The organism is Endozoicomonas sp. ALC020 (assembly GCF_049275935.1).
In the GTDB taxonomy this organism is placed as follows: Bacteria; Pseudomonadota; Gammaproteobacteria; order Pseudomonadales; family Endozoicomonadaceae; genus Endozoicomonas_A.
Map to the genome: position 1 here is coordinate 51,757 of NZ_CP184830.1, position 18,817 is coordinate 70,573.

At 47.6% G+C, this 18,817-nt stretch carries 14 protein-coding genes; 10 read left to right on the forward strand and 4 right to left on the reverse strand.

Annotation, left to right across the window (positions count from 1 at the left end; all coding sequences use genetic code 11):
- Nucleotides 1–135 precede the first annotated feature (135 nt).
- The gene (gene ptsI / locus ACOJUO_RS00170; protein WP_422138602.1) at nucleotides 136–1,857 is read right to left on the reverse strand and encodes a phosphoenolpyruvate-protein phosphotransferase PtsI; all 1,722 of its coding nucleotides are present in this window, start codon (nucleotides 1,855–1,857) and stop codon (nucleotides 136–138) included.
- A 958-nt stretch (nucleotides 1,858–2,815) separates the two neighbouring features.
- Between ptsI and fba (ACOJUO_RS00175) the strand changes: the two genes are divergently transcribed.
- The 5 genes from fba (ACOJUO_RS00175) (at nucleotide 2,816) to ACOJUO_RS00195 (ending at nucleotide 8,423) form a co-directional block, all read left to right on the forward strand.
- On the forward strand, nucleotides 2,816–3,673 hold the full coding sequence (gene fba / locus ACOJUO_RS00175; RefSeq protein WP_422134698.1) for a class II fructose-1,6-bisphosphate aldolase: 858 nt from the start codon (nucleotides 2,816–2,818) through the stop codon (nucleotides 3,671–3,673).
- 372 nt (nucleotides 3,674–4,045) lie between these two features.
- Complete coding sequence (fba, locus tag ACOJUO_RS00180) at nucleotides 4,046–5,110, forward strand: class II fructose-bisphosphate aldolase (protein ID WP_422134699.1); 1,065 nt, start codon at nucleotides 4,046–4,048, stop codon at nucleotides 5,108–5,110.
- Nucleotides 5,111–5,200: 90 nt separating this feature from the next.
- Nucleotides 5,201–6,106, forward strand: a complete 906-nt coding sequence (gene nagK, locus ACOJUO_RS00185; protein WP_422138603.1) for an N-acetylglucosamine kinase — start codon at nucleotides 5,201–5,203, stop codon at nucleotides 6,104–6,106.
- A 73-nt stretch (nucleotides 6,107–6,179) separates the two neighbouring features.
- Nucleotides 6,180–7,202, forward strand: coding sequence for a hypothetical protein (locus ACOJUO_RS00190; protein WP_422138604.1), 1,023 nt, complete (start codon nucleotides 6,180–6,182; stop codon nucleotides 7,200–7,202).
- Between the two features lie 237 nt (nucleotides 7,203–7,439).
- Nucleotides 7,440–8,423 (forward strand): hypothetical protein, encoded by a 984-nt coding sequence (locus ACOJUO_RS00195; RefSeq protein ID WP_422138605.1) that lies wholly within the window; start codon nucleotides 7,440–7,442, stop codon nucleotides 8,421–8,423.
- 28 nt (nucleotides 8,424–8,451) lie between these two features.
- On the opposite strand, the gene ACOJUO_RS00200 is transcribed toward ACOJUO_RS00195, so the two are convergent.
- The 3 genes from ACOJUO_RS00200 to ACOJUO_RS00210 all read right to left on the reverse strand — a co-directional run bounded on the left by ACOJUO_RS00200 (nucleotide 8,452) and on the right by ACOJUO_RS00210 (nucleotide 12,018).
- On the reverse strand, nucleotides 8,452–9,303 hold the full coding sequence (locus tag ACOJUO_RS00200; protein ID WP_422138606.1) for a hypothetical protein: 852 nt from the start codon (nucleotides 9,301–9,303) through the stop codon (nucleotides 8,452–8,454).
- Nucleotides 9,304–9,497: 194 nt separating this feature from the next.
- Nucleotides 9,498–11,225 carry a WD40 repeat domain-containing protein gene (locus ACOJUO_RS00205; RefSeq protein WP_422138607.1) on the reverse strand — a complete coding sequence of 576 codons (1,728 nt, stop codon included), beginning with the start codon at nucleotides 11,223–11,225 and terminating at the stop codon, nucleotides 9,498–9,500.
- Between the two features lie 457 nt (nucleotides 11,226–11,682).
- Nucleotides 11,683–12,018: a PBPRA1643 family SWIM/SEC-C metal-binding motif protein gene (locus ACOJUO_RS00210; protein ID WP_422134705.1), complete on the reverse strand. Its 336-nt coding sequence runs from the start codon at nucleotides 12,016–12,018 to the stop codon at nucleotides 11,683–11,685.
- Between the two features lie 431 nt (nucleotides 12,019–12,449).
- Here ACOJUO_RS00210 and ACOJUO_RS00215 point away from each other — a divergent pair, with 431 nt between their 5' ends.
- From ACOJUO_RS00215 to ACOJUO_RS00235, 5 genes are all read left to right on the forward strand, one after another.
- Nucleotides 12,450–13,454, forward strand: a complete 1,005-nt coding sequence (locus ACOJUO_RS00215) for an ArsJ-associated glyceraldehyde-3-phosphate dehydrogenase (RefSeq protein ID WP_422134706.1) — start codon at nucleotides 12,450–12,452, stop codon at nucleotides 13,452–13,454.
- Between the two features lie 64 nt (nucleotides 13,455–13,518).
- Nucleotides 13,519–14,313: a metalloregulator ArsR/SmtB family transcription factor gene (locus tag ACOJUO_RS00220; RefSeq protein ID WP_422138608.1), complete on the forward strand. Its 795-nt coding sequence runs from the start codon at nucleotides 13,519–13,521 to the stop codon at nucleotides 14,311–14,313.
- Complete coding sequence (arsJ, locus tag ACOJUO_RS00225; RefSeq protein WP_422138609.1) at nucleotides 14,288–15,526, forward strand: organoarsenical effux MFS transporter ArsJ; 1,239 nt, start codon at nucleotides 14,288–14,290, stop codon at nucleotides 15,524–15,526. Before ACOJUO_RS00220 ends, arsJ begins: the two co-directional genes overlap by 26 nt.
- Nucleotides 15,527–15,768: 242 nt before the next feature.
- Nucleotides 15,769–16,548, forward strand: coding sequence for an FKBP-type peptidyl-prolyl cis-trans isomerase (gene fkpA, locus ACOJUO_RS00230; RefSeq protein ID WP_422134709.1), 780 nt, complete (start codon nucleotides 15,769–15,771; stop codon nucleotides 16,546–16,548).
- Nucleotides 16,549–16,724: 176 nt separating this feature from the next.
- On the forward strand, nucleotides 16,725–18,788 hold the full coding sequence (locus tag ACOJUO_RS00235) for an amidase (protein WP_422138610.1): 2,064 nt from the start codon (nucleotides 16,725–16,727) through the stop codon (nucleotides 18,786–18,788).
- Nucleotides 18,789–18,817: the final 29 nt, after the last annotated feature.

Genomic DNA, 18,817 nt, shown 5'->3' on the forward strand with positions numbered 1-18,817 from the left:
AAGACATAGTTGGTTCGAAATATTCTTACTCTTGGGCACTGTGTCCGGGCTATCGGACTCTAATCCGGAACTGCTTGTCTACTGACTTTCTCTGGCAATTCTGAAAAAAGGGAGCCCATGCCCCCCGCCTGTCGGTCATTGAATAAATGCATCAAGGGCTGCTTGTACATCCTTGATGGTAGGTTGATTTACCACATCATTGGCCAGCTTTTGCAATGCTTCGAAACGCTGCTCTCTGAGCACTTTTTTAACCCTGGGAATCGACGTAGCACTCATACTGAACTCATCCAGCCCTAAACCCGCAAGTATCAAAGCGGCACGCTCATCGCCCGCCATTTCTCCACACATACCGGTCCACTTGCCTGCTTTATGAGAGCAATCAATCACCCGTTTGATGGCACGCAGTACAGCGGGTGACATAGGTTCATAGAGATCAGCAATCATTTCATTGCCACGATCCACAGCCAGAACGTACTGGGTCAGGTCATTGGTACCGATACTGAAGAAGTCCACTTCTTCAATCAGCAGGTCGGCAATCATAACCGCAGCAGGGGTTTCCACCATGATTCCTGCCTCAACATGGTCATCAAAGCACACGCCTTCATTGCTGAGCTCTGACTTGACCGCTGCCATCATGGCATTCAGCCGACGGGCTTCTTCCACGGAAATGACCATGGGGAACATAATCTTCAGTTTGCCAAAAGCACTGGCTCTGAAAATGGCACGTAACTGGGTGTTAAGAATTTCAGGCTTGTCAAAGCACATTCGAATGGCTCGCCAGCCGAGAAACGGATTCAGTTCCTCAGGCAGATCAAGATAGGGCAGCTCCTTGTCACCACCGATATCCAGAGTGCGGATAATTACCGGCCGCCCCCCCATGGCTTCAGCAACGGCCTTATAAGCCTCGAACTGCTCTTCTTCCGAAGGCATTTGAGTGCGGTCCATAAACAGGAACTCGGTTCTGTAGAGACCCACACCTTCAGCACCATGACGATCAGCTCCTCCGATATCCTTGACCGTACCAATATTGGCACAGACTTCGAAGGCTTTACCGTCCAGGGTCTCGCAGGGGAGATCCTTAAGCTTGGTCAGCTCAATACGTTCTTCATCCAGCTGTTTCTGAAGCGTCCGGTAGTAATCCAGCGCGGAGGCATCAGGATTCACCAGCACTTTATTGTTGATGGCATCAAGCACCACCTGATCACCACTCTGAATTCTGTCAGTCGCCACCCTGGCTCCAACAATGGCGGGCAACTCAAGAGAACGAGCCATAATAGCAGAGTGAGAAGTACGACCACCGACGTTGGTCACAAAACCCCAGACCTTTTTGAGATCAATCTGGGAAGTATCAGAGGGAGTCAGGTCATTGGCAATAATAATAGAACCCTCTTCCACCTCCTCCAGAGAGGTCACAGGAATACCCAGCAAATTCTTCAGCATCCTGCGCCCTACATCCCTGATATCCGCTACACGCTCACGCAGATACGGGTCGTCCAGCTCTTCCAGCATACTGACATTAGCCATAATGGCGTCATTCAGTGCCGCATCTGCCGGTTTCAGCGAACGGATTGCTGAAATAACTTCTTCTTCCAGCTCTTCGTCTGTTGCCACCAGAATGTGACCTTCAAAGACTTCAGCTTCCTCTTCCCCCAGTTTGCCTGCAGTTTTATCACGAATGGCTTCAAGCTGCTCAACTGCGCGATCTCTGGCCTGCCTGAAGCGAGTGATATCCGCCTCGACCTCAGAGTTGTCCAGAACGCCATCGCTGATCTGTATTTCGACCTCTTTCAGCACAAAGGCGTTACCAATGGCCACGCCGGAAGACGCAATGATGCCTGAAAACATGATCTTACCCACTCAAAAAGTTACCTGCCGGGAAAAACAGCCCGCCCGCCCTCTTCTCATGATGAAAAGTGACGCAAACTACTCTTCTCGGCTCATAGCTGCTCAGCTACCGGAGTATCCGGCTTGTAAGCGACAGGATACAACCGGCAATCAATCACACAAACCCTGACATAGCTCGACAAATTATTTCAAAACGTGCACCTGAATACGGAGTTTCTTACAAACTTCATTGCTTATAGAGAGACCCACTCCAAGATAGTGCATCATCTAATTAATCGCCTGCCGTATGATGAACAGCCACACTAAAATAAACACCATCAACAAGCGGTTTAGAATGCCTTCAAACCATAAAAAGCCCACTGCTATGTAATGTTTTTTCATTAATAAACCGGATCAATCCACTAACATTCAGGGTTGCTTCAGGGAGGCGACGTTATTTAGCACTTCAATCCCAAAAAAAGACGTGTCACTCCTTCAGGAAATACTAAAAAAGCCCCCACCTTCTCACAAAAAATTGCTCCACACCTTAATAGGATTGACCTCCAGCCAATATACGCATTACTACCTAACACCCTGTCAACAGACCGCTGCAAGCATTTTTTTACGACATACTTCAATAAAATACTCAGAATTTTCATACACCTTACCCAATGACTCTTTTCATTAAACGACAACATTATTTTAATAAAGAGGAAATATAATTCTTGTCAACATAAGCCCCCTGAAAGGATCAAGGCATTAATAAGCTGAAAAAATTCTTAAACTCTCTTTCTATATAACTGGAGAAAGATAAAGTTTTTTTGTTAGACTTCAGGCAAGCCAAGTTTCCGGCCTCAGGATTAATTTGCATCACAGCATAAACATTTCAGTTTGCACGGCTCAGTATGAAAGTGTTATCAAACTTCATCGTTGACTGATACTCAAACTGATTCAGACTCAGCTCTCCCGACCACTGACCGAGGAAACCTTTATGGCACTGGTATCCATGACCGAAATGCTGAAAAAAGCTCTGGAAGGCAAGTACGCAATTGGCCAGTTCAATATCAATAATCTGGAGTGGACTCAGGCTATACTGACTGCCGCCCAGAAAACCCGGTCTCCCGTTATTCTTGGTGTATCTGAAGGCGCGGCTCGTTATATGGGTGGCTTCAAGGTGATTACCGCGATGGTAAATGCCCTGATCGAGAGCATGAAAATTACTGTACCGGTTGCTGTTCATCTGGATCACGGTTCCAGCATTGAAAAATGCAAAGAAGCCATCGAAGCCGGTTTCTCTTCCGTGATGATCGACGGCTCTCACGGCCCATTCGAAGAGAATGTTGCCATGACCAAAACCGTGGTTGAGTATGCTCACGCTCTTGGCGTATCCGTTGAAGCGGAACTGGGTGTTGTTGGTGGTCAGGAAGACGACGTTGTTGCAGATAGCTGCATCTACGCTGATCCACAGGAATGTAAAGAGCTGGTTGAACGCACTGGCGTAGATTGTCTGGCCCCTGCTCTGGGCTCTGTTCACGGCCCATACAAAGGCCTGCCAAATCTGGGCTTTGAAGAAATGTTGCAGGTTAAAGAGCTGACGGGGGTGCCACTGGTTCTGCATGGCGGCACAGGCATACCGACTGCCGATATCCAGAATGCCATCAGCCGTGGCACCGCCAAGATCAACGTAAACACAGAAAACCAGATCGCCTGGACTAACATGGTTCGCAAGGTCCTGGCCAACGACGCTGAAGTTTACGACCCACGTAAGGTCATTGGCCCGGGTAAAGAAGCCATCATTGAAACCGTCATGGGTAAAATCCGTGAGTTCGGCTCCGAAGGCAAAGCCTGATTTAAGTACTCAACCATACGAAATCATATTTTCTGACTTCTTGTTCAGGCACTCGCGGCAACTGCTCCTGCGTTGCTCTAGCTCCTGCATCCATGCAGTCGTGATGCGTTGCAACTCTGGTCACATAGCTTGCTATGTTCCCGTCGTTGCGCCTTGCAGAGCACCTGCCCAATAAGCCAGAAATATTCGATTCCGTATGGCTGAGTACTTATCAGCCCGGTAGTTCAGACTAACGGGCTTATTATTTGCCCACCTCTTTCTTATCTGAACTAGTATTCAGATACCTGAAGCCGTTCATGTTTTGCACCACTCCCAAGAAACAGGGATAATAGCCACCGAATTCAATCACCCCTTGATTAGCAGGAGCAGGCAATGGCCCTGATCAGCTTGCGTGAGATGCTCGACCACGCCGCAGAAAACAACTACGGTGTCCCCGCATTTAATGTCAACAACCTGGAACAGATGCGCGCCATTATGGAGGCTGCCGACGAGACTGACTCCCCGGTCATCGTTCAGGCTTCTGCAGGCGCCCGTAAATACGCAGGTGCCCCTTTCTTGAGACACCTGATTCTGGCCGCCACTGAAGAGTTCCCCCATATTCCAGTCGTTATGCATCAGGATCACGGTACCAGCCCCGCTGTATGCCAACGTTCCATCCAGCTTGGCTTCACCTCCGTGATGATGGATGGCTCACTGAAAGATGATGGCAAAACACCGTCTTCCTACGATTACAACGTTGATGTAACCCGTCGCACAGTAGAAATGGCACACGCCTGTGGTGTTTCTGTAGAAGGCGAACTGGGTTGCCTGGGCTCTCTGGAAACCGGACAGGCCGGTGAAGAAGACGGCGTCGGCGCAGAAGGCACCCTGTCACACGATCAGCTGCTGACAGACCCGGATGAAGCAGCAGAATTTGTAAAAGCCACTCATGTGGATGCCCTGGCCATTGCCTGCGGTACCAGCCACGGTGCCTACAAATTCACTCGTCCACCGACAGGCGATATTCTGGCGATCGACCGTATTCGTGAAATCCACCAGCGCATCCCGAACACCCACCTGGTGATGCACGGCTCCTCTTCTGTTCCCCAGGAATGGCTGAAAGTCATCAACGAAAACGGTGGGCAAATCCCTGAAACTTACGGTGTACCGGTGGAACAGATTCAGGAAGGTATTCGTCACGGCGTTCGCAAGGTCAACATTGATACCGACCTGCGTCTGGCGTCTACGGGCGCTATTCGCCGCTTCATGGCAGAAAACCCTTCCGAATTTGACCCGCGCAAATATTTCGCAGTGGCCACCAAAGCCATGAAAGACATCTGCATCCAGCGTTATGAAGCGTTCGGCGCTGCAGGTCAGGGTTCAAAGATTGGCAACACCAGTCTGGAAAGCATGTTTATTCGTTACGGTAAGGGTGAGCTGGACCCAAAAATCCAGTAATACAACCGTCGCTTGATCACAAAAGCCAACCTCCTCCGGGGTTGGCTTTTTTATGCTTAAACTACTTTAAAACAGATTCAGGAGTGAGCCATGCTGTATGGAGTGGATATCGGTGGCACTAAAATGGAGCTGGCCGTTTTTGATCATGAGCATAACAAACTCGTGAGCAAACGCTTACCCACACCGACCGACTCCTACGATGCCTTTAAAAAAGCCATACGTGAACTGGTATTAGAAACCGATCGTGAATTAAACACACGAGGTAGTGTAGGTATTGGTATTCCCGGATTTGTTAATCCTGATACCGGCAAGGCTCAGTGTGCTAATGTGCCCTGTACCAACAACCAGAATCTGCAAGTTGATCTTGAATTACTTCTGGATCGTCCCGTTAAAATTGAAAATGATGCCAACTGCTTTGCCCTGTCGGAAGCCATTGGCGGAGCAGGCGATAAAATCCCTACGGTTTTTGGTGTGATTCTCGGAACCGGTTGCGGTGGCGGTCTCTATATCAACGGCAATATTCATGATGGTAGAAACAACCTGGCAGGCGAATGGGGACACACACCACTGCCCTACCATGTTTTCAAACTGGCTGGCGAAAACTTCCCCATCGTCAAGTGTGGCTGCGGCATGCACGGCTGTCTGGATAACTACTTGTCAGGCAGAGGTCTGGAGCTGGCATATAAGCATGTTGCCGACGAGTCCCGGTCAGGCAAAGACATAGTACAACTATACCGCCATCATGATGCCCGGGCAGAACGAGCTGTTGAGATTTATTGTGAACTGCTCGCTTCGGGACTGGGTGCCATGATCAATATTCTGGACCCCGGTGTCATTGTTCTGGGTGGCGGCCTGTCAAACTTTGATGAACTCTACGAACTGGTTCCTCCTCTGCTGCCAAAATACACTCTGAACATCGGTCAACTGCCGGAGATTCGTAAGGCAAAATTCGGTGATGCCGGGGGTGTACGTGGTGCTGCTATGCTGAATGCCTGATTTCTGCAAAGGGTCTACGCTTTCCTGCATGTCTTATTCGTCTGCTTTATTCTTCTGATAGTAAGAGGCACCAATGACTCCTTACCAAAGGCTTGCAGGATGCCCGGGCTGCAATAAACAGTTCTTAAAAGTCAGCGCACTGATAATCAAACTCCTCGGCACTATCCAGCTCATGGCTCTGTTCAGTTTTTGTTTTCACATGTCAGTGCAAGCGGATGACGGGGTACAGATGAGTAAAATCCATGAAAGCTGTCATAAAGCCATGCGGGACCGTCACCATTTCGATCCCTTTCATTTCCCCAAACACCTGAGATGCAAAAGCATCCTTCACACTGAAAAGGGTCTCTTTATCGAGAAGACCGCATTCGTGCCTCCCAACAGACTGGAATACACTTGTCGCTCATTCGCCAGAAATACCTCTGAGAAAGCCCAGTTGTCTGAATGCCAGGCAATGTCAAATAAAACCGTCCCCCCCAGCCGAGCCGTCGAAATACCCCGCTCCCCCTACCCGATCGTACTCATCAAAGACGATATCTATCTGCACCCCGAGCAGACCTTGTCAGAACTCATTACCTCTGTCTTATACAATGGAGGCAATCTGGCTGCTGCCCTCTTTCATGGCATGATCTACCGGGAAATATGGCAAAACTATCAACTCTCCAACAATGCCTTCGCTTTTCGACTGACGGTGCTCGGCGTAGTCTGGAACTCTCTTGCAATCTATAAACACAGCCTGCATGCCATTAACACTCATAGTGAGCATCAATTCACCATCGGGGAAACCGCTTTTGAACTTATCAGCATGCCCATTAAAATAGATCTTGAAGCACCGGGAGTCATTAAGGCATTTAAATTATTGCCAATTATCCGGGGCGATTACTATTTAATGAAAGATTTCCGGGACGAAATCAATTTTATGAAGGAGAGTATATTTGTTGGACTCATCGGGTTGAACTGCATCGTCATTGCAACTTCATGGATTTCATACTCCATTGACAACCATTACCATGAGGACTGCCCGACCCTGGCTTCTGCCCCCGAAAACGCTCCCTGCATCAAACAGATAGAAGAAATGCACGTTCTTCTGGATCAATAGATTTCCACGTAACAAAAAACTTTACCCGGAATGTCTGACCGAAACAGGATGACCTGCTGCGGGTCTGAACTTTTCCAGAAGGTCTCTGGCAACAGAAACAGAAATGGCTTTTTTCATTGAGACGAACTTAGCGGGTGTCGCAAAGCTCCATTGTGCAAAAACCATTCTTTTTTACAATTTATCAAAAAGGTCTACGCTTCGCTGGAGATCTGATCCTTTAGAAAGGAAAAGTCACCGATGAATTCTTCCCATAATCCTGCAAGATGCCCGGGCTGCAATAAATTGCCTTCAAAAGTCAGCTCACTGAAAATTAAAATGCTTAGCACTGTTAAGCTCATTGCGTTACTCGGCTTTTATTTTCATATGGCGACACATGCGGACGACGGCGTTCAGGTGAGTAAAGCCCATGAAAGCTGTCATAAAGCCATGAGGGATCGTCATCAGCTTGACCCCTTTTATTTTCCCAGGCACCTGGTATGCCATACCATCCTTTCAAATGAGGAGCGTTGGATCTTCGAGAAAACTGTTTTCGTGCCTCCCAACACACTGGAATACGCATGTTACTCATTTCCCTCATTGACCTTTAACAGCTCTGGGAAAAACCTGCTCCCTGACTGTCAGACACTGTTGAAAATAGCTACCTACAACAACCATGTCTATGAAATACCCGACTACCCTATCGTGCCCATAAAAGATGATATCTATCTACATCCAGAGTCTTTATCAGAACTCGCTACTTATGCCCTGTACAATGGGGGTGGCAACCTGGTTGAAATTTTCTTCCATGGCATGATCTACCAGAAAATATGGAACACTTATCAACTATCAAACAGTGTCTATGCCTTTCCGATGATGATGCTCGGCATGGTTTGGAACTCCCTTGAAGCCTATAAACACAGCCTGTACATCAACATCCATCGTAGCGAATTCAGCTTTTGGGAATTTGTGCTTGAAGTGTTCAGTAATTGCATTGAGATAAGCCTTGGCACGCCAGATATCTTTGATGCTTTAAGCTTCTGGCCTAAGACTTTCCGGGGCAAGATTGAGGCAATGAAAGAAATAGCATTCTTTGGGTTGATCTGGATGAACTGTATGATTGCTTCACCCTCCCGAACGCCTAATCCCGGTTATGATGAGAATTGCCCTGAACTGGCTTCTACCCCCTCAAACATCCGCTGCAGCAAACAGATAGAAGAAATGCACGTTCTTCTGGACCAGTGACTTTGATAAAATCGTCGCAATCATTTAGTTACGAAAAATCATCAATCCCCTGCAGGGCTGCCTGTAAGTCGACTAACTGCCCCTTTACTTTTTGATAAGTTTCATAGATTTTGATGGTTTCTTGCAGTTTGACATCATCCTCAAGTGACCTTCTGTCTGGATCATAAATAGCTGCAGCATCTTTTGCCAATTCCAGTGTCTTCATTAATTCCGCGCAAATACCAGCGTTACCGAGTAATTTGGGTGTAGGGTCAGCCTCAGGGCGATTGACAGCCTGTTTGGCATGATCCCCTGCAGACTGGACATTAACAGTATCCACCTGCTTGTTCAGTTGCGCCCTGTGGTATGCGACTGTTGACTTTTTTACGGTACCGCGACGCATAGCCATGGCGTAGTTAATTACGTCCCGGGCAGCTTCCGAATCGATATCCACACGGGGGACATAAGTTTCCCATTTGCGGCTGATTTTAAGACACTCAAGTCGTAATTCGATAATAGCGTCGGTCAGCTGTTTTTTTTCTTCCTGACGTGCAACAAGCTCATCCGACAGATTGCATTCTGTTGAACTTTCAGGGACCTTTGCCTCTGGAGCCCTCGCTGCTGCCTTTGCATCTTTCTCCCGAACACCAACCAGAAAAGGCGAATCCTCAGGCACCTCAGGAAAGGTAATGGTGCACTCGTCCAGTTTTTTGGGTGCAGCATTTTGCTGTCTGTCGGAAGGAATATAGGGAACAACATGTTTCGGCACGACAGGTAGCGTGTCAGTTATAGAATCATCGTCGTCTGGATCACGATTCAGGACTTCATGGGCAGCCGCCATGAGATCTTGCATGAAAGCCTCGTGACCAGGAATGGCCAAAACGGGAAAATTGGGTACCATATAATCACCACATAACCACCATGAAAAACATTTACTCCCAGAAAAAATGCCGAGAATAACTGACAGAACCACCAGAAATTTCCTGAAATTCACACCATACCCTTCAAAGGATATGCAGACCTTCAGAGCAGACCAACCTGTAAAAAAATCCTGTAACGCCAGTGTTGGCCGTTGATTTAGACTGAGAAAAAAAATCAATTACCCATCCTTATTTCAGTGATTTTCACCGTCTGATCACGACTGGCGGTTAACACATAGCGAACATCGCTACTGAAGGTGGCTGAGTCGACTGCACCCTGATGCGAAATGGTGCCTTTCACTACCCATGATCCATCAATCTCCTGGCCAATGATTTTAGCCGTTTTATCCTTACTCGCAGTCACCACATGGCGACCATCAGAGCTGAAGATCGCTGAATTGACCTCGTCGTCATGAGCAATGGAAGCTTTTTCTTTCCAGACTCCATCGGCCCTCAGAACATAGATTTTCACTGTTTTATCATAGCTGGCAGTCACCACATGGCGACCATCGACGCTGAAAGTGGCTGATACCACCGACTTCTGATGGACAATGTTGGCTTTTCGTTGCCATGATCCATCGGCCTTCTGACCATAGATTTGCGCCATACCATCTCTACTGGCAGTTACCACGTGAATGCCATCGGGGCTGAAGCTAGCTGAGTTGACCTCACGAAAATGCCTGATGTCAGCCTTTTCTTTCCAGAATCCATCGGAATCCTGGCCGTAGATTATCACCATGTAATCGCAGATGGAGTCGGGGGTGAATAGATCCATATTGTTCGCAAACATTTGACCAATGGTCATCACGTGGGCGCCATCGGGGCTGAAGATGGCTGAGTCTAGATTACTGTCATGGGTAATAGTGTCTTTAAACAGCCATGATCCATCTTCCTCTCGGTAATGGATCCTCAGCTTCATATCATTACCAGTGGTTATCACATAGCGTCCATCAGCGCTGAAGTTGGCTGAGGTTATCGAACCTTCATGAAAAATGCTGGCTCTTGGTACCCAGGATCCGTCGGCCTCCAGACCATAGATTTGCGCATTGCAATCATCACTGGCGGTGACCACAAGAGTACCATCGGGACTGAAGATGGCTGAGTTGACCTCACGAACATGATTAATGGTCACTTTTGCTTCCCAGGATCCATCAGCCTCCTGACCATAGATTTTCGCCGTGCCATCACTACTGGCGGTGACCAGATGATTGCCATCGGTGCTGAAGTTGGCTGAATTGGTACAATCGATATGAGGAATGTTAGCTTTTACATCCCATGATCCACTGATGCTCTGACCAAAGATTTTCACTGTGTTAGGACCGGCAGACACCCTCCTGGTCAACACATGGAGGCCATCGTCGCTGAAGGTGGCTAATGCAACCCGGCCAGCATGAGAAATCTCACCATTATCAACCAATTTAAACGTTTCACATTTAGACATCAGTTCAGTCATGGTGAAATAGAAAATAGCAGGAAAATCACAACTCTCCCGGCATTGTATAAGTGATTTGATTAGTGCCTTGTCATTCGTAAACTGTCCCAACCAATCGTGAAGCTGGTTGTCATCTTTTGTACTGACGATTGTTTCCAGTCGAGCCTGATGTGCCGAAGGAAACCGGTTATACCAAGCTTTTGCCAGAACATCGCCGTCTTTGATAGCATTTTTGAGGTTGGAGCATGTCCGTTTTAAAAGGTTTGCAGTTGGAAGATGCAAGTAGTCAATGATTTTATATTTCAATTCTAAGGGCATTTGCTCCAATAAAGATTCACACTGGCCAGATGCATTAATATCTCTGCCCATACCGATACCGGTTGGCGGCTCTGATTGAGATCGCCCTGAGGGCGTCTGTATTGAATCGACAATTTTGGAATTGTCATTTAATTGCCTGATTTCTGGTGTCATTTCCAGCTCCTCTAAAATTTTATTTGTCCTTATTTTGAAACGACATTAAAAGTGGATACGGCAGTTGGACACGGATTTGGAATAAAAGTTCATACTATGTTGGTAATGGCAACCAACAGTGCTTCTGTCTTTCATCACACACTGGGCAGCGCCGCTTAGCACCAGCTCACTCCGCTACAGATTCCGAACTTCGTTGATCAATAACAGTCTGCACAGGTCCAAATCAGCGAATTCGATAATCCGCTGGATAGGATAAATTAACTCCAGAATCACCATTCGTTATAAATGCTTGCAGCTTCACAGATGCCAGAGTTACAAAACGATAGGGCAATAATCAAGGTGGGAGACAGTCGAGTCCGGTGGCAAATGAACTACCACCAGGTAACCAACAGAGCCTTTTGAAGTGAAAGCCGCCTGAAAAGTCTGGCAGGTTCTTATGTAGCACAGTGCCAGGCTATTATGATCGGCCACAGCACTTCTTGTATTTCTTACCGCTACCACATACACAAGGATCGTTGCGACCCGGCGTTTTTTCTACCACCCTGGTGGTTGGCAGGTTCTTCAGTAACTCCAGATCAGAGACATCTTCCTGCTTCTCTTCATCAATCTCAATGGTGTAAAACCAACCATTCTCTTCAAAAATGGCCGACAGCTCCTGCTCACGCTCTTCATTCTGAACAACCACACTGGCAGGATTTTTCTCAGTACCCAGCCGGGCTGTTTTCTTACGCTCGAAACCCCGGTTGTGTTTATCCGCAAGGTTCATCAGACGGTTGCCTTCGGCATAAAGCATAGGTAGCCCACCACATTTGATCGTAAATTTTTTATCCGTACCCGATAACCTCTGAGCAGGGATAGCCAGTAAAACCGACGTAATTTACTGGATTTGAAAGGATTTAGCCAGAAGTCTGATGAATTTTTAGTCAAATTGCTCATTACTCAGCCTCCAAGGCCGCGACTCCACGCCAGCGAGCCCTGATGACCAGTTCAAGAATGCCAGCAGTGAAAACCGGGTCTATCCTTTCATCCATAACCGCTATCTCCATAGAAATCTGCTACCAAGAGCTTTTTAGCCATGCAAACCCAACTTAAGTCCTGCAGGTAGAATGACTGAAATCAACGCGTAATACTTGACACTCTTTTTTTTATATTTGATTATCCGCATATTCAAATATTCAAACTTATTCTTCAATTCATAAAACAACCTGAAGTAGTGAGGTCATCATGGCAGTAAAAGTAGGTATTAATGGTTTTGGCCGAATAGGCCGTCTGGTGTTGCGTGCAGCTTTTGACTGGCCAGAGCTGGAGTTTGTCAGAATCAACGATGTAGCAGGCAGTGCCCCAACCCTGGCGCACCTGCTGGAGTTTGATTCTGTTCAGGGTCGCTGGTCACGCAATATTTCAGCCGCTGACAACCGCATTAACGTTGATGGCAGAACGATTGCCTGCAGTCAGATGAAAGAAATAGACGACATTGACTGGTCAGACTGCGATGTGGTTATTGACAGCACCGGCGTTCACAAGAAAACGTCAATCCTGCAAAAATACCTCAATCAGGGTGTCAAGCGTGTGGTTGTAAGCGCTCCTGTCAAAGAAGAAGGGGTCCTGAACGCCGTTATGGGTGTTAACGATCACCTCTTCAATCCGGAAACACACCGGATTGTAACGGCTGCATCCTGCACCACCAATTGCCTGGCACCTGTCGTAAAAGTTATTCACGAGAACCTGGGCATTGTTCGTGGCAGCATGACGACTATCCACGACATCACCAACACCCAGACCATTCTGGATGCTCCCCACAAGGATCTGCGTCGTGCCAGAGCCTGCGGTATGTCACTGATTCCCACCACCACCGGCTCTGCAACAGCCATCACCCACATCTTTCCGGAATTGAAGGGCAAGCTGAATGGCCATGCTGTTCGTGTGCCTCTGGCCAACGCTTCTCTGACCGATATGGTGTTTGAAGTGGCAAAAGACACCCGTATTGAAGAAGTGAACAGTCTGCTGAAGTCAGCCGCCGAAAATGAACTGGAAAGCATTCTCGGTTACGAGGAAAGGCCCCTGGTTTCTATCGATTATCTGGGCGATACCCGCTCCAGTATTGTCGATGCGCTCTCAACCATGGTGGTCAATGATCGAATGGTGAAGATCTATGCCTGGTACGACAATGAGATGGGTTATTCAGCCAGAACGGCTGAACTGGCCAGAAAAGTCGGGCTAGGAGCCTGAGTTAATTTCAAACCCGGCCCTGAGCCGACCAAACCGAGTGTTATACGACGGACATTTATTACCGATGACGACACTGCTTTCTATCTTGTTTCTCTGTACCGGAAACTCGGCCCGCTCTCAGCTGGCAGAAGCCATCTTTCGCAATATGGCCGATGATGACTTCAGAGTTTTCAGTGCCGGAACCCAGTCCCAGGGTATTGATGACAGAGTCTTTCAGACGCTGAAAAAACGGGGCATCGCCGCTGATGGCCTGACAAGCAAGAGTCTGGAGGATCTTGAAGAACAGCATTTTGATTATGTTATCACCCTGTGTGATAACGCCAAGAACGAATGTGCTCACTACCCTCAATCGGACGCACTGTTACACTGGGATCTTGCAGACCCCAGACGACAGGAAGGTCTGAGCCCGTTTGAAACTACTGCAGACATTCTGGAAGGACACATCAAACTGTTTCTCCAGCTGAATACCCCCAACGTTATCAAAAATGATTCCAATCCGGGCGACTTTTTCAAGCTGCTTTCTGACAATACACGACTGCGTATTCTTATGCTGATTGAGGATGAACATGAACTCTGCGTCAATGATCTGGTAGAAGCCCTTCAGGAAAGTCAGTCCAAGATTTCCCGTCATCTGGCACAGATGCGTACTTTAAAAGTGCTGAGCTCTCATCGCCGTGCCCAGAACATTTTCTATCGCCTCAATCCCAATCTTCCACCCTGGATGAAGCTGATTCTGGCGGTAACAAGAACCGGCCAGCCGGATTTTATTAACCAGGAAAAGATCCGCCTGAAAGAACAGGCTTCAAACAGCAGCAGACAAAAGTCGGGAAAGTATGGTGTTAAAGAATCTGTCGTATGACCTCAGACAGTATTTGCTGGTGACGTTCAATTACTGGAATTTCACTCTGACCGATGGCGCCCTCCGGATGCTGGTGGTACTGCATTTTTACAGTCTTGGCTATCAGTCTCTGGAAATAGCCATGCTCTTTCTGTTCTATGAGTTCTTCGGTGTCGTAACCAACCTGGTCGGTGGCTGGCTGGCGTCCAGACTGGGACTGAACCGCACGATGAACTTCGGCCTTGGCCTGCAGATTTTTGCTTTGTTGTTGCTTAGCGTACCTTCCCAGTGGTTATCGGTGCCACTGGTCATGTTTGCCCAGGCCCTTTCAGGTATTGCAAAAGACCTGAATAAAATGAGTGCCAAAACAGCCATCAAAAAACTGGTCAGTAGCAAACAACAGGGTAAGCTGTACCAATGGGTCGCTATCCTGACAGGATCAAAAAATGCTCTGAAAGGGGCTGGCTTCTTTCTGGGTGGTGCACTTTTATCACTGATTGGCTTCAGAAATACACTGTTTGCCATGGCGACAGTTCTGGCTCTGGTTCTGATTATGAGTCTGATCTGGCTGAACCGGGACTTCGGCAAGTCCAGAGCAAAAGCGAAATTTAGTCATATATTTTCTGACAACCGCGCCATCAACATCCTCTCAGCAGCCAGAATGTTTCTGTTTGGCTCACGGGATGTCTGGTTTGTCATTGCCCTGCCGGTCTATCTCTCTGGTGTCTTTGAATGGAGTCACTCTGAAACCGGTGGCTTTATGGCCCTTTGGGTGATGGGTTATGGGTTTGTGCAAGGGCTGGCGCCACGAATTACCGGCAATGAAAGTGACTCACCTCCCGGACGCAGAGCTGCCACTGTCTGGGCAGCAGCACTGTTATTATCCGCAATAGCTGTTGCCTCGGGCATCCAGCTGGAATGGCACCCTGAGCTGACTATTATTGCCGGACTGCTGGTGTTTGGTGCCATCTTCGCTATTAACTCCTCACTGCATTCATACCTGATTGTCAGCTATGCCCGGGAGGATGGGGCGTCCATGGATGTGGGATTCTATTATATGGCCAATGCCATGGGTCGACTGACGGGTACCCTATTATCAGGATGGCTGTTCCAGTTGGGTGGACTGACTGTCTGCCTCTGGGTATCCTGCCTGTTTGTTGCCTTGACTACATTGATCTCCCTTGGCCTGCCGAGGCTGCATCCTCATGCTCCCTCTCCCGTTAACAAGCTTTAAGACACAGGCTGAATCCATAAAAATATGCACAAATGTACCAATAAAGCCGCTAATTTAGTCAACATCCAGTTTGAAAAGGTCAAGAGAGTGTCAGAACCCACAAAAAAAGCTCTGAAAAGTTCAATTACTATAATCCCTGTGCCATTATTCAATATTTAATCATCAGGGCAGGGTTCTCCCTGTCTTTACCGGGTCTAAGCCCTTGACTGGCAGGACTTTGACCAACCCATTGGAGAAAAATAGTGAAAAAGGTTCTCAAAGTAACCGCGTTGGCCGCAGTAGTTGCTCTTGCCGCAGGTTGTAGGGAAAACACCCAACCCGTTACTGAAGAAGTCAAGCTGGAATCCCCTGAGCAGAAAGCCGCCTACGCTATGGGGGCTTCGCTGGGCAACTACGCAGATCAAACCCTCAAGCAGCAGGAAGAAATGGGTATCACCATTGACCGTGAACTGCTCAAGAAAGGATTTATGGAAGCCTTGAATGGCGAGAGTAAGCTGAACGATGAAGAGATTCGCACCGCCCTGCAGGGTCACGAAGAGCGTATCCGACCCATCATTGAGAAAAAGGTTCAGGAGCGTCTGGACGAAGACCGCAAGAAGGGAGAAGACTTCCTGAAGGAAAACGCCAAGAGAGAAGGCGTGAAAACCACTGATTCAGGTTTGCAGTACGAAGTCATTGAAGCCGGTAAAGAAGATGCAGCAAGGCCGGGCCCTGAAGACCAGGTCACCGTTCACTATACGGGCACCCTGATCGATGGCACCGTTTTCGACAGCAGTGTTGAGCGCGGCCAGCCAGCTACCTTCCCTCTTAATGGCGTGATCAAAGGCTGGCAGGAAGGTCTGCAATTGATGCCGGAAGGCTCCAAGTACAAGCTGTATATTCCAGCTGAACTGGGGTACGGTGATCAGGCTGCAGGGTCCATCCCACCAGCTTCTACACTGATCTTCGAAGTTGAACTGCTGGATATCGCTGACGACAGCGATAAAACCAAAAATGACAAAAACAGCACTGACAAGAAGTAATTCCTGACTATCGTTTTCAGTCAGTCAAAAAGGCCGGAGATCTTCCGGCCTTTTTTTATGTTAAAAAATGAGTACAGGTCGATACCAAAGAGAATCTGAAACCTTGTCGGCTCCCATTAATCTATACTGGACTCCTGCTTAGAAAATTGTCAAAGAGACTCTATTGAGGAACTACAATGCAGCGTTCAGGTGTGGCTCTTGTATTCACTCTTCTTCTAGTGGCGGCCGTTAGTTATGGCTATGTCTTATCCGACCCTGTTCTTGTTGATATTGATCGTCGTACCGGGCAAAAACCTTATATCACCAGGGACTATTATCCTGACTGGCTGAGTTCTTCAGAAAGCCTTTCCGGATTTTCGCTGTACTATACCCGAAATTGGGTAGTGGGTCTTGGGAGTATCAATGAACAGATTGAGTACATCAAAAGGCAGTTGGTCATGAGCTGCATAAACCCTGAAGATCCTGTGCTTTTCTCCGACGCAGAATTATCAGCACTCAACGCAGGTATTCCGGGCAGGCCTGAACGGCGACCTTTTGAAGAAGGTCCTTTTGAAGAGGCTCCTTCTGAAGAGGCTCCTTCTGAAGAGGCTCCTTCTGAAGAGGCTCCTTCTGAAGAGGCTCCTTCTTTAGACAATGTCTCTCGCGGCAGTCCAACTGCCAGGATATCCGAACTTTTTGATCGTGCCGGTGGCATTGATGACATTCAACAATTGTTTGCAGAACAAAAACTAACCCCTCTCAGGTTGGTTGAAGATATTTATCTCTGGTACGAAAAGAAGCTGCCAGAAAGTATGAAGGATGTGCTGATTGAACAAGACAAAAGTCTGGCAATGAAAATGGCTGAAGCTTCGGATCTGCGATGGCGGAATTGTACTTCAGCATACCTGGGTGTTATTGAAGAGTGTAAAAAAAAACGGATTATTAGAGAGCTGGAAGGTATTCCTATTGCCGTAAGCTCAGAAATCAATGTTGCAGGGTATTACCCGACCGCTGGCCTTCGTCGCAAAATGGCCTATCATCCGACCTTTTACATGGCGTTTGAAAATACTGAATCTGAAGTGGTCCAACGGTTAAAGAGTGAGGGAGTTATTATTCTGGGGTCAACCCATCAACATATTCTCGGGCTTGGAGCAACGGGAGAAAATCCACAATTTCCCAGGATCTCTAATCGATTCAGTCCTTTCCATGTCGCGGGTGGATCATCCAGTGGCAGTGCCCTGATGGCTGCTCTTGGCTTGTCGCCATTAACAGTAGGTACCGATAATGGAGGGTCTGTATCCATTTCTGCCTCATTAAATGGTTTACCCGGTCTTAAACCCACCACAGACAAACTGTCCACCAAAAATTATGACTACACAGTGCCGGCTCTGACGGCTATTGGACTTATTGGTAACCGTTTTAAAGATATTGCCCTCGGTTATCAGGTTTCAAGCGGACTTCATCCCACCCCTCAAGTAGCTGAGGCTTTGAAGACTCTAAAAATAGGCCTTGATCCTGATTGGCTTGAACATGCAGATAAAGAAGTTTCAGAGAAAACATTTGAATGTCTTGACCGATTGGGAACCCAACTTAAAAAACTGCAAAGTCACAAAGACAGCCTCTTTGTCAGAATGCAATTTATGCCTGAGAACTTCAGAAAACGGCTCTGGGCGACCCATATGATCCTGTTTGGGCATGGTGCAGCGGAGGGGAAATTCAAATTTGTAGGCAAAACTGATGGTATGGACTTACCCCATGAAACTGAAATGGCTCTGTTGATGGGCAAGGCCCTGTCTTATGAACAAGTCCAGCGAGCCAAACAAAACCAGAGAGACCTGGTCGGTCATTTTGAAAACAATATATTTTCAAAGGTTGATGTTATTGCCATGCCTACGACCTTAACGCCTGCTACAGCCAAATTGAAACACTGGCTAACAAATACAGCTGGCGAGTTGAATTTTGCCACCACGTATCTTCTGGCATTCAATACTTCGCTGGCCAACCTGACAGGCAGCCCAAGGATAACCATCCCCTGCGGCTTTAATCATGAAGACCTGCCTTTTGGTCTTCAGCTAATGGGTGCTTTTCATAGTGAATACCTGTTGCTTGCACTTGGCAATTTGCTTGAACAGGAAATGGACGGAGAACTCAGAAAAAAGGCGGATAGCAACACGTTTTTGAAACGTTTTAAACCCTATCAAAAACCATCCCCTGATGATGGTGGCAGTGTTCCTTATAAAGTCAGGAAAGGAGATTTGTAGCTATTGCGCACCATGATGGTCAAAATTCC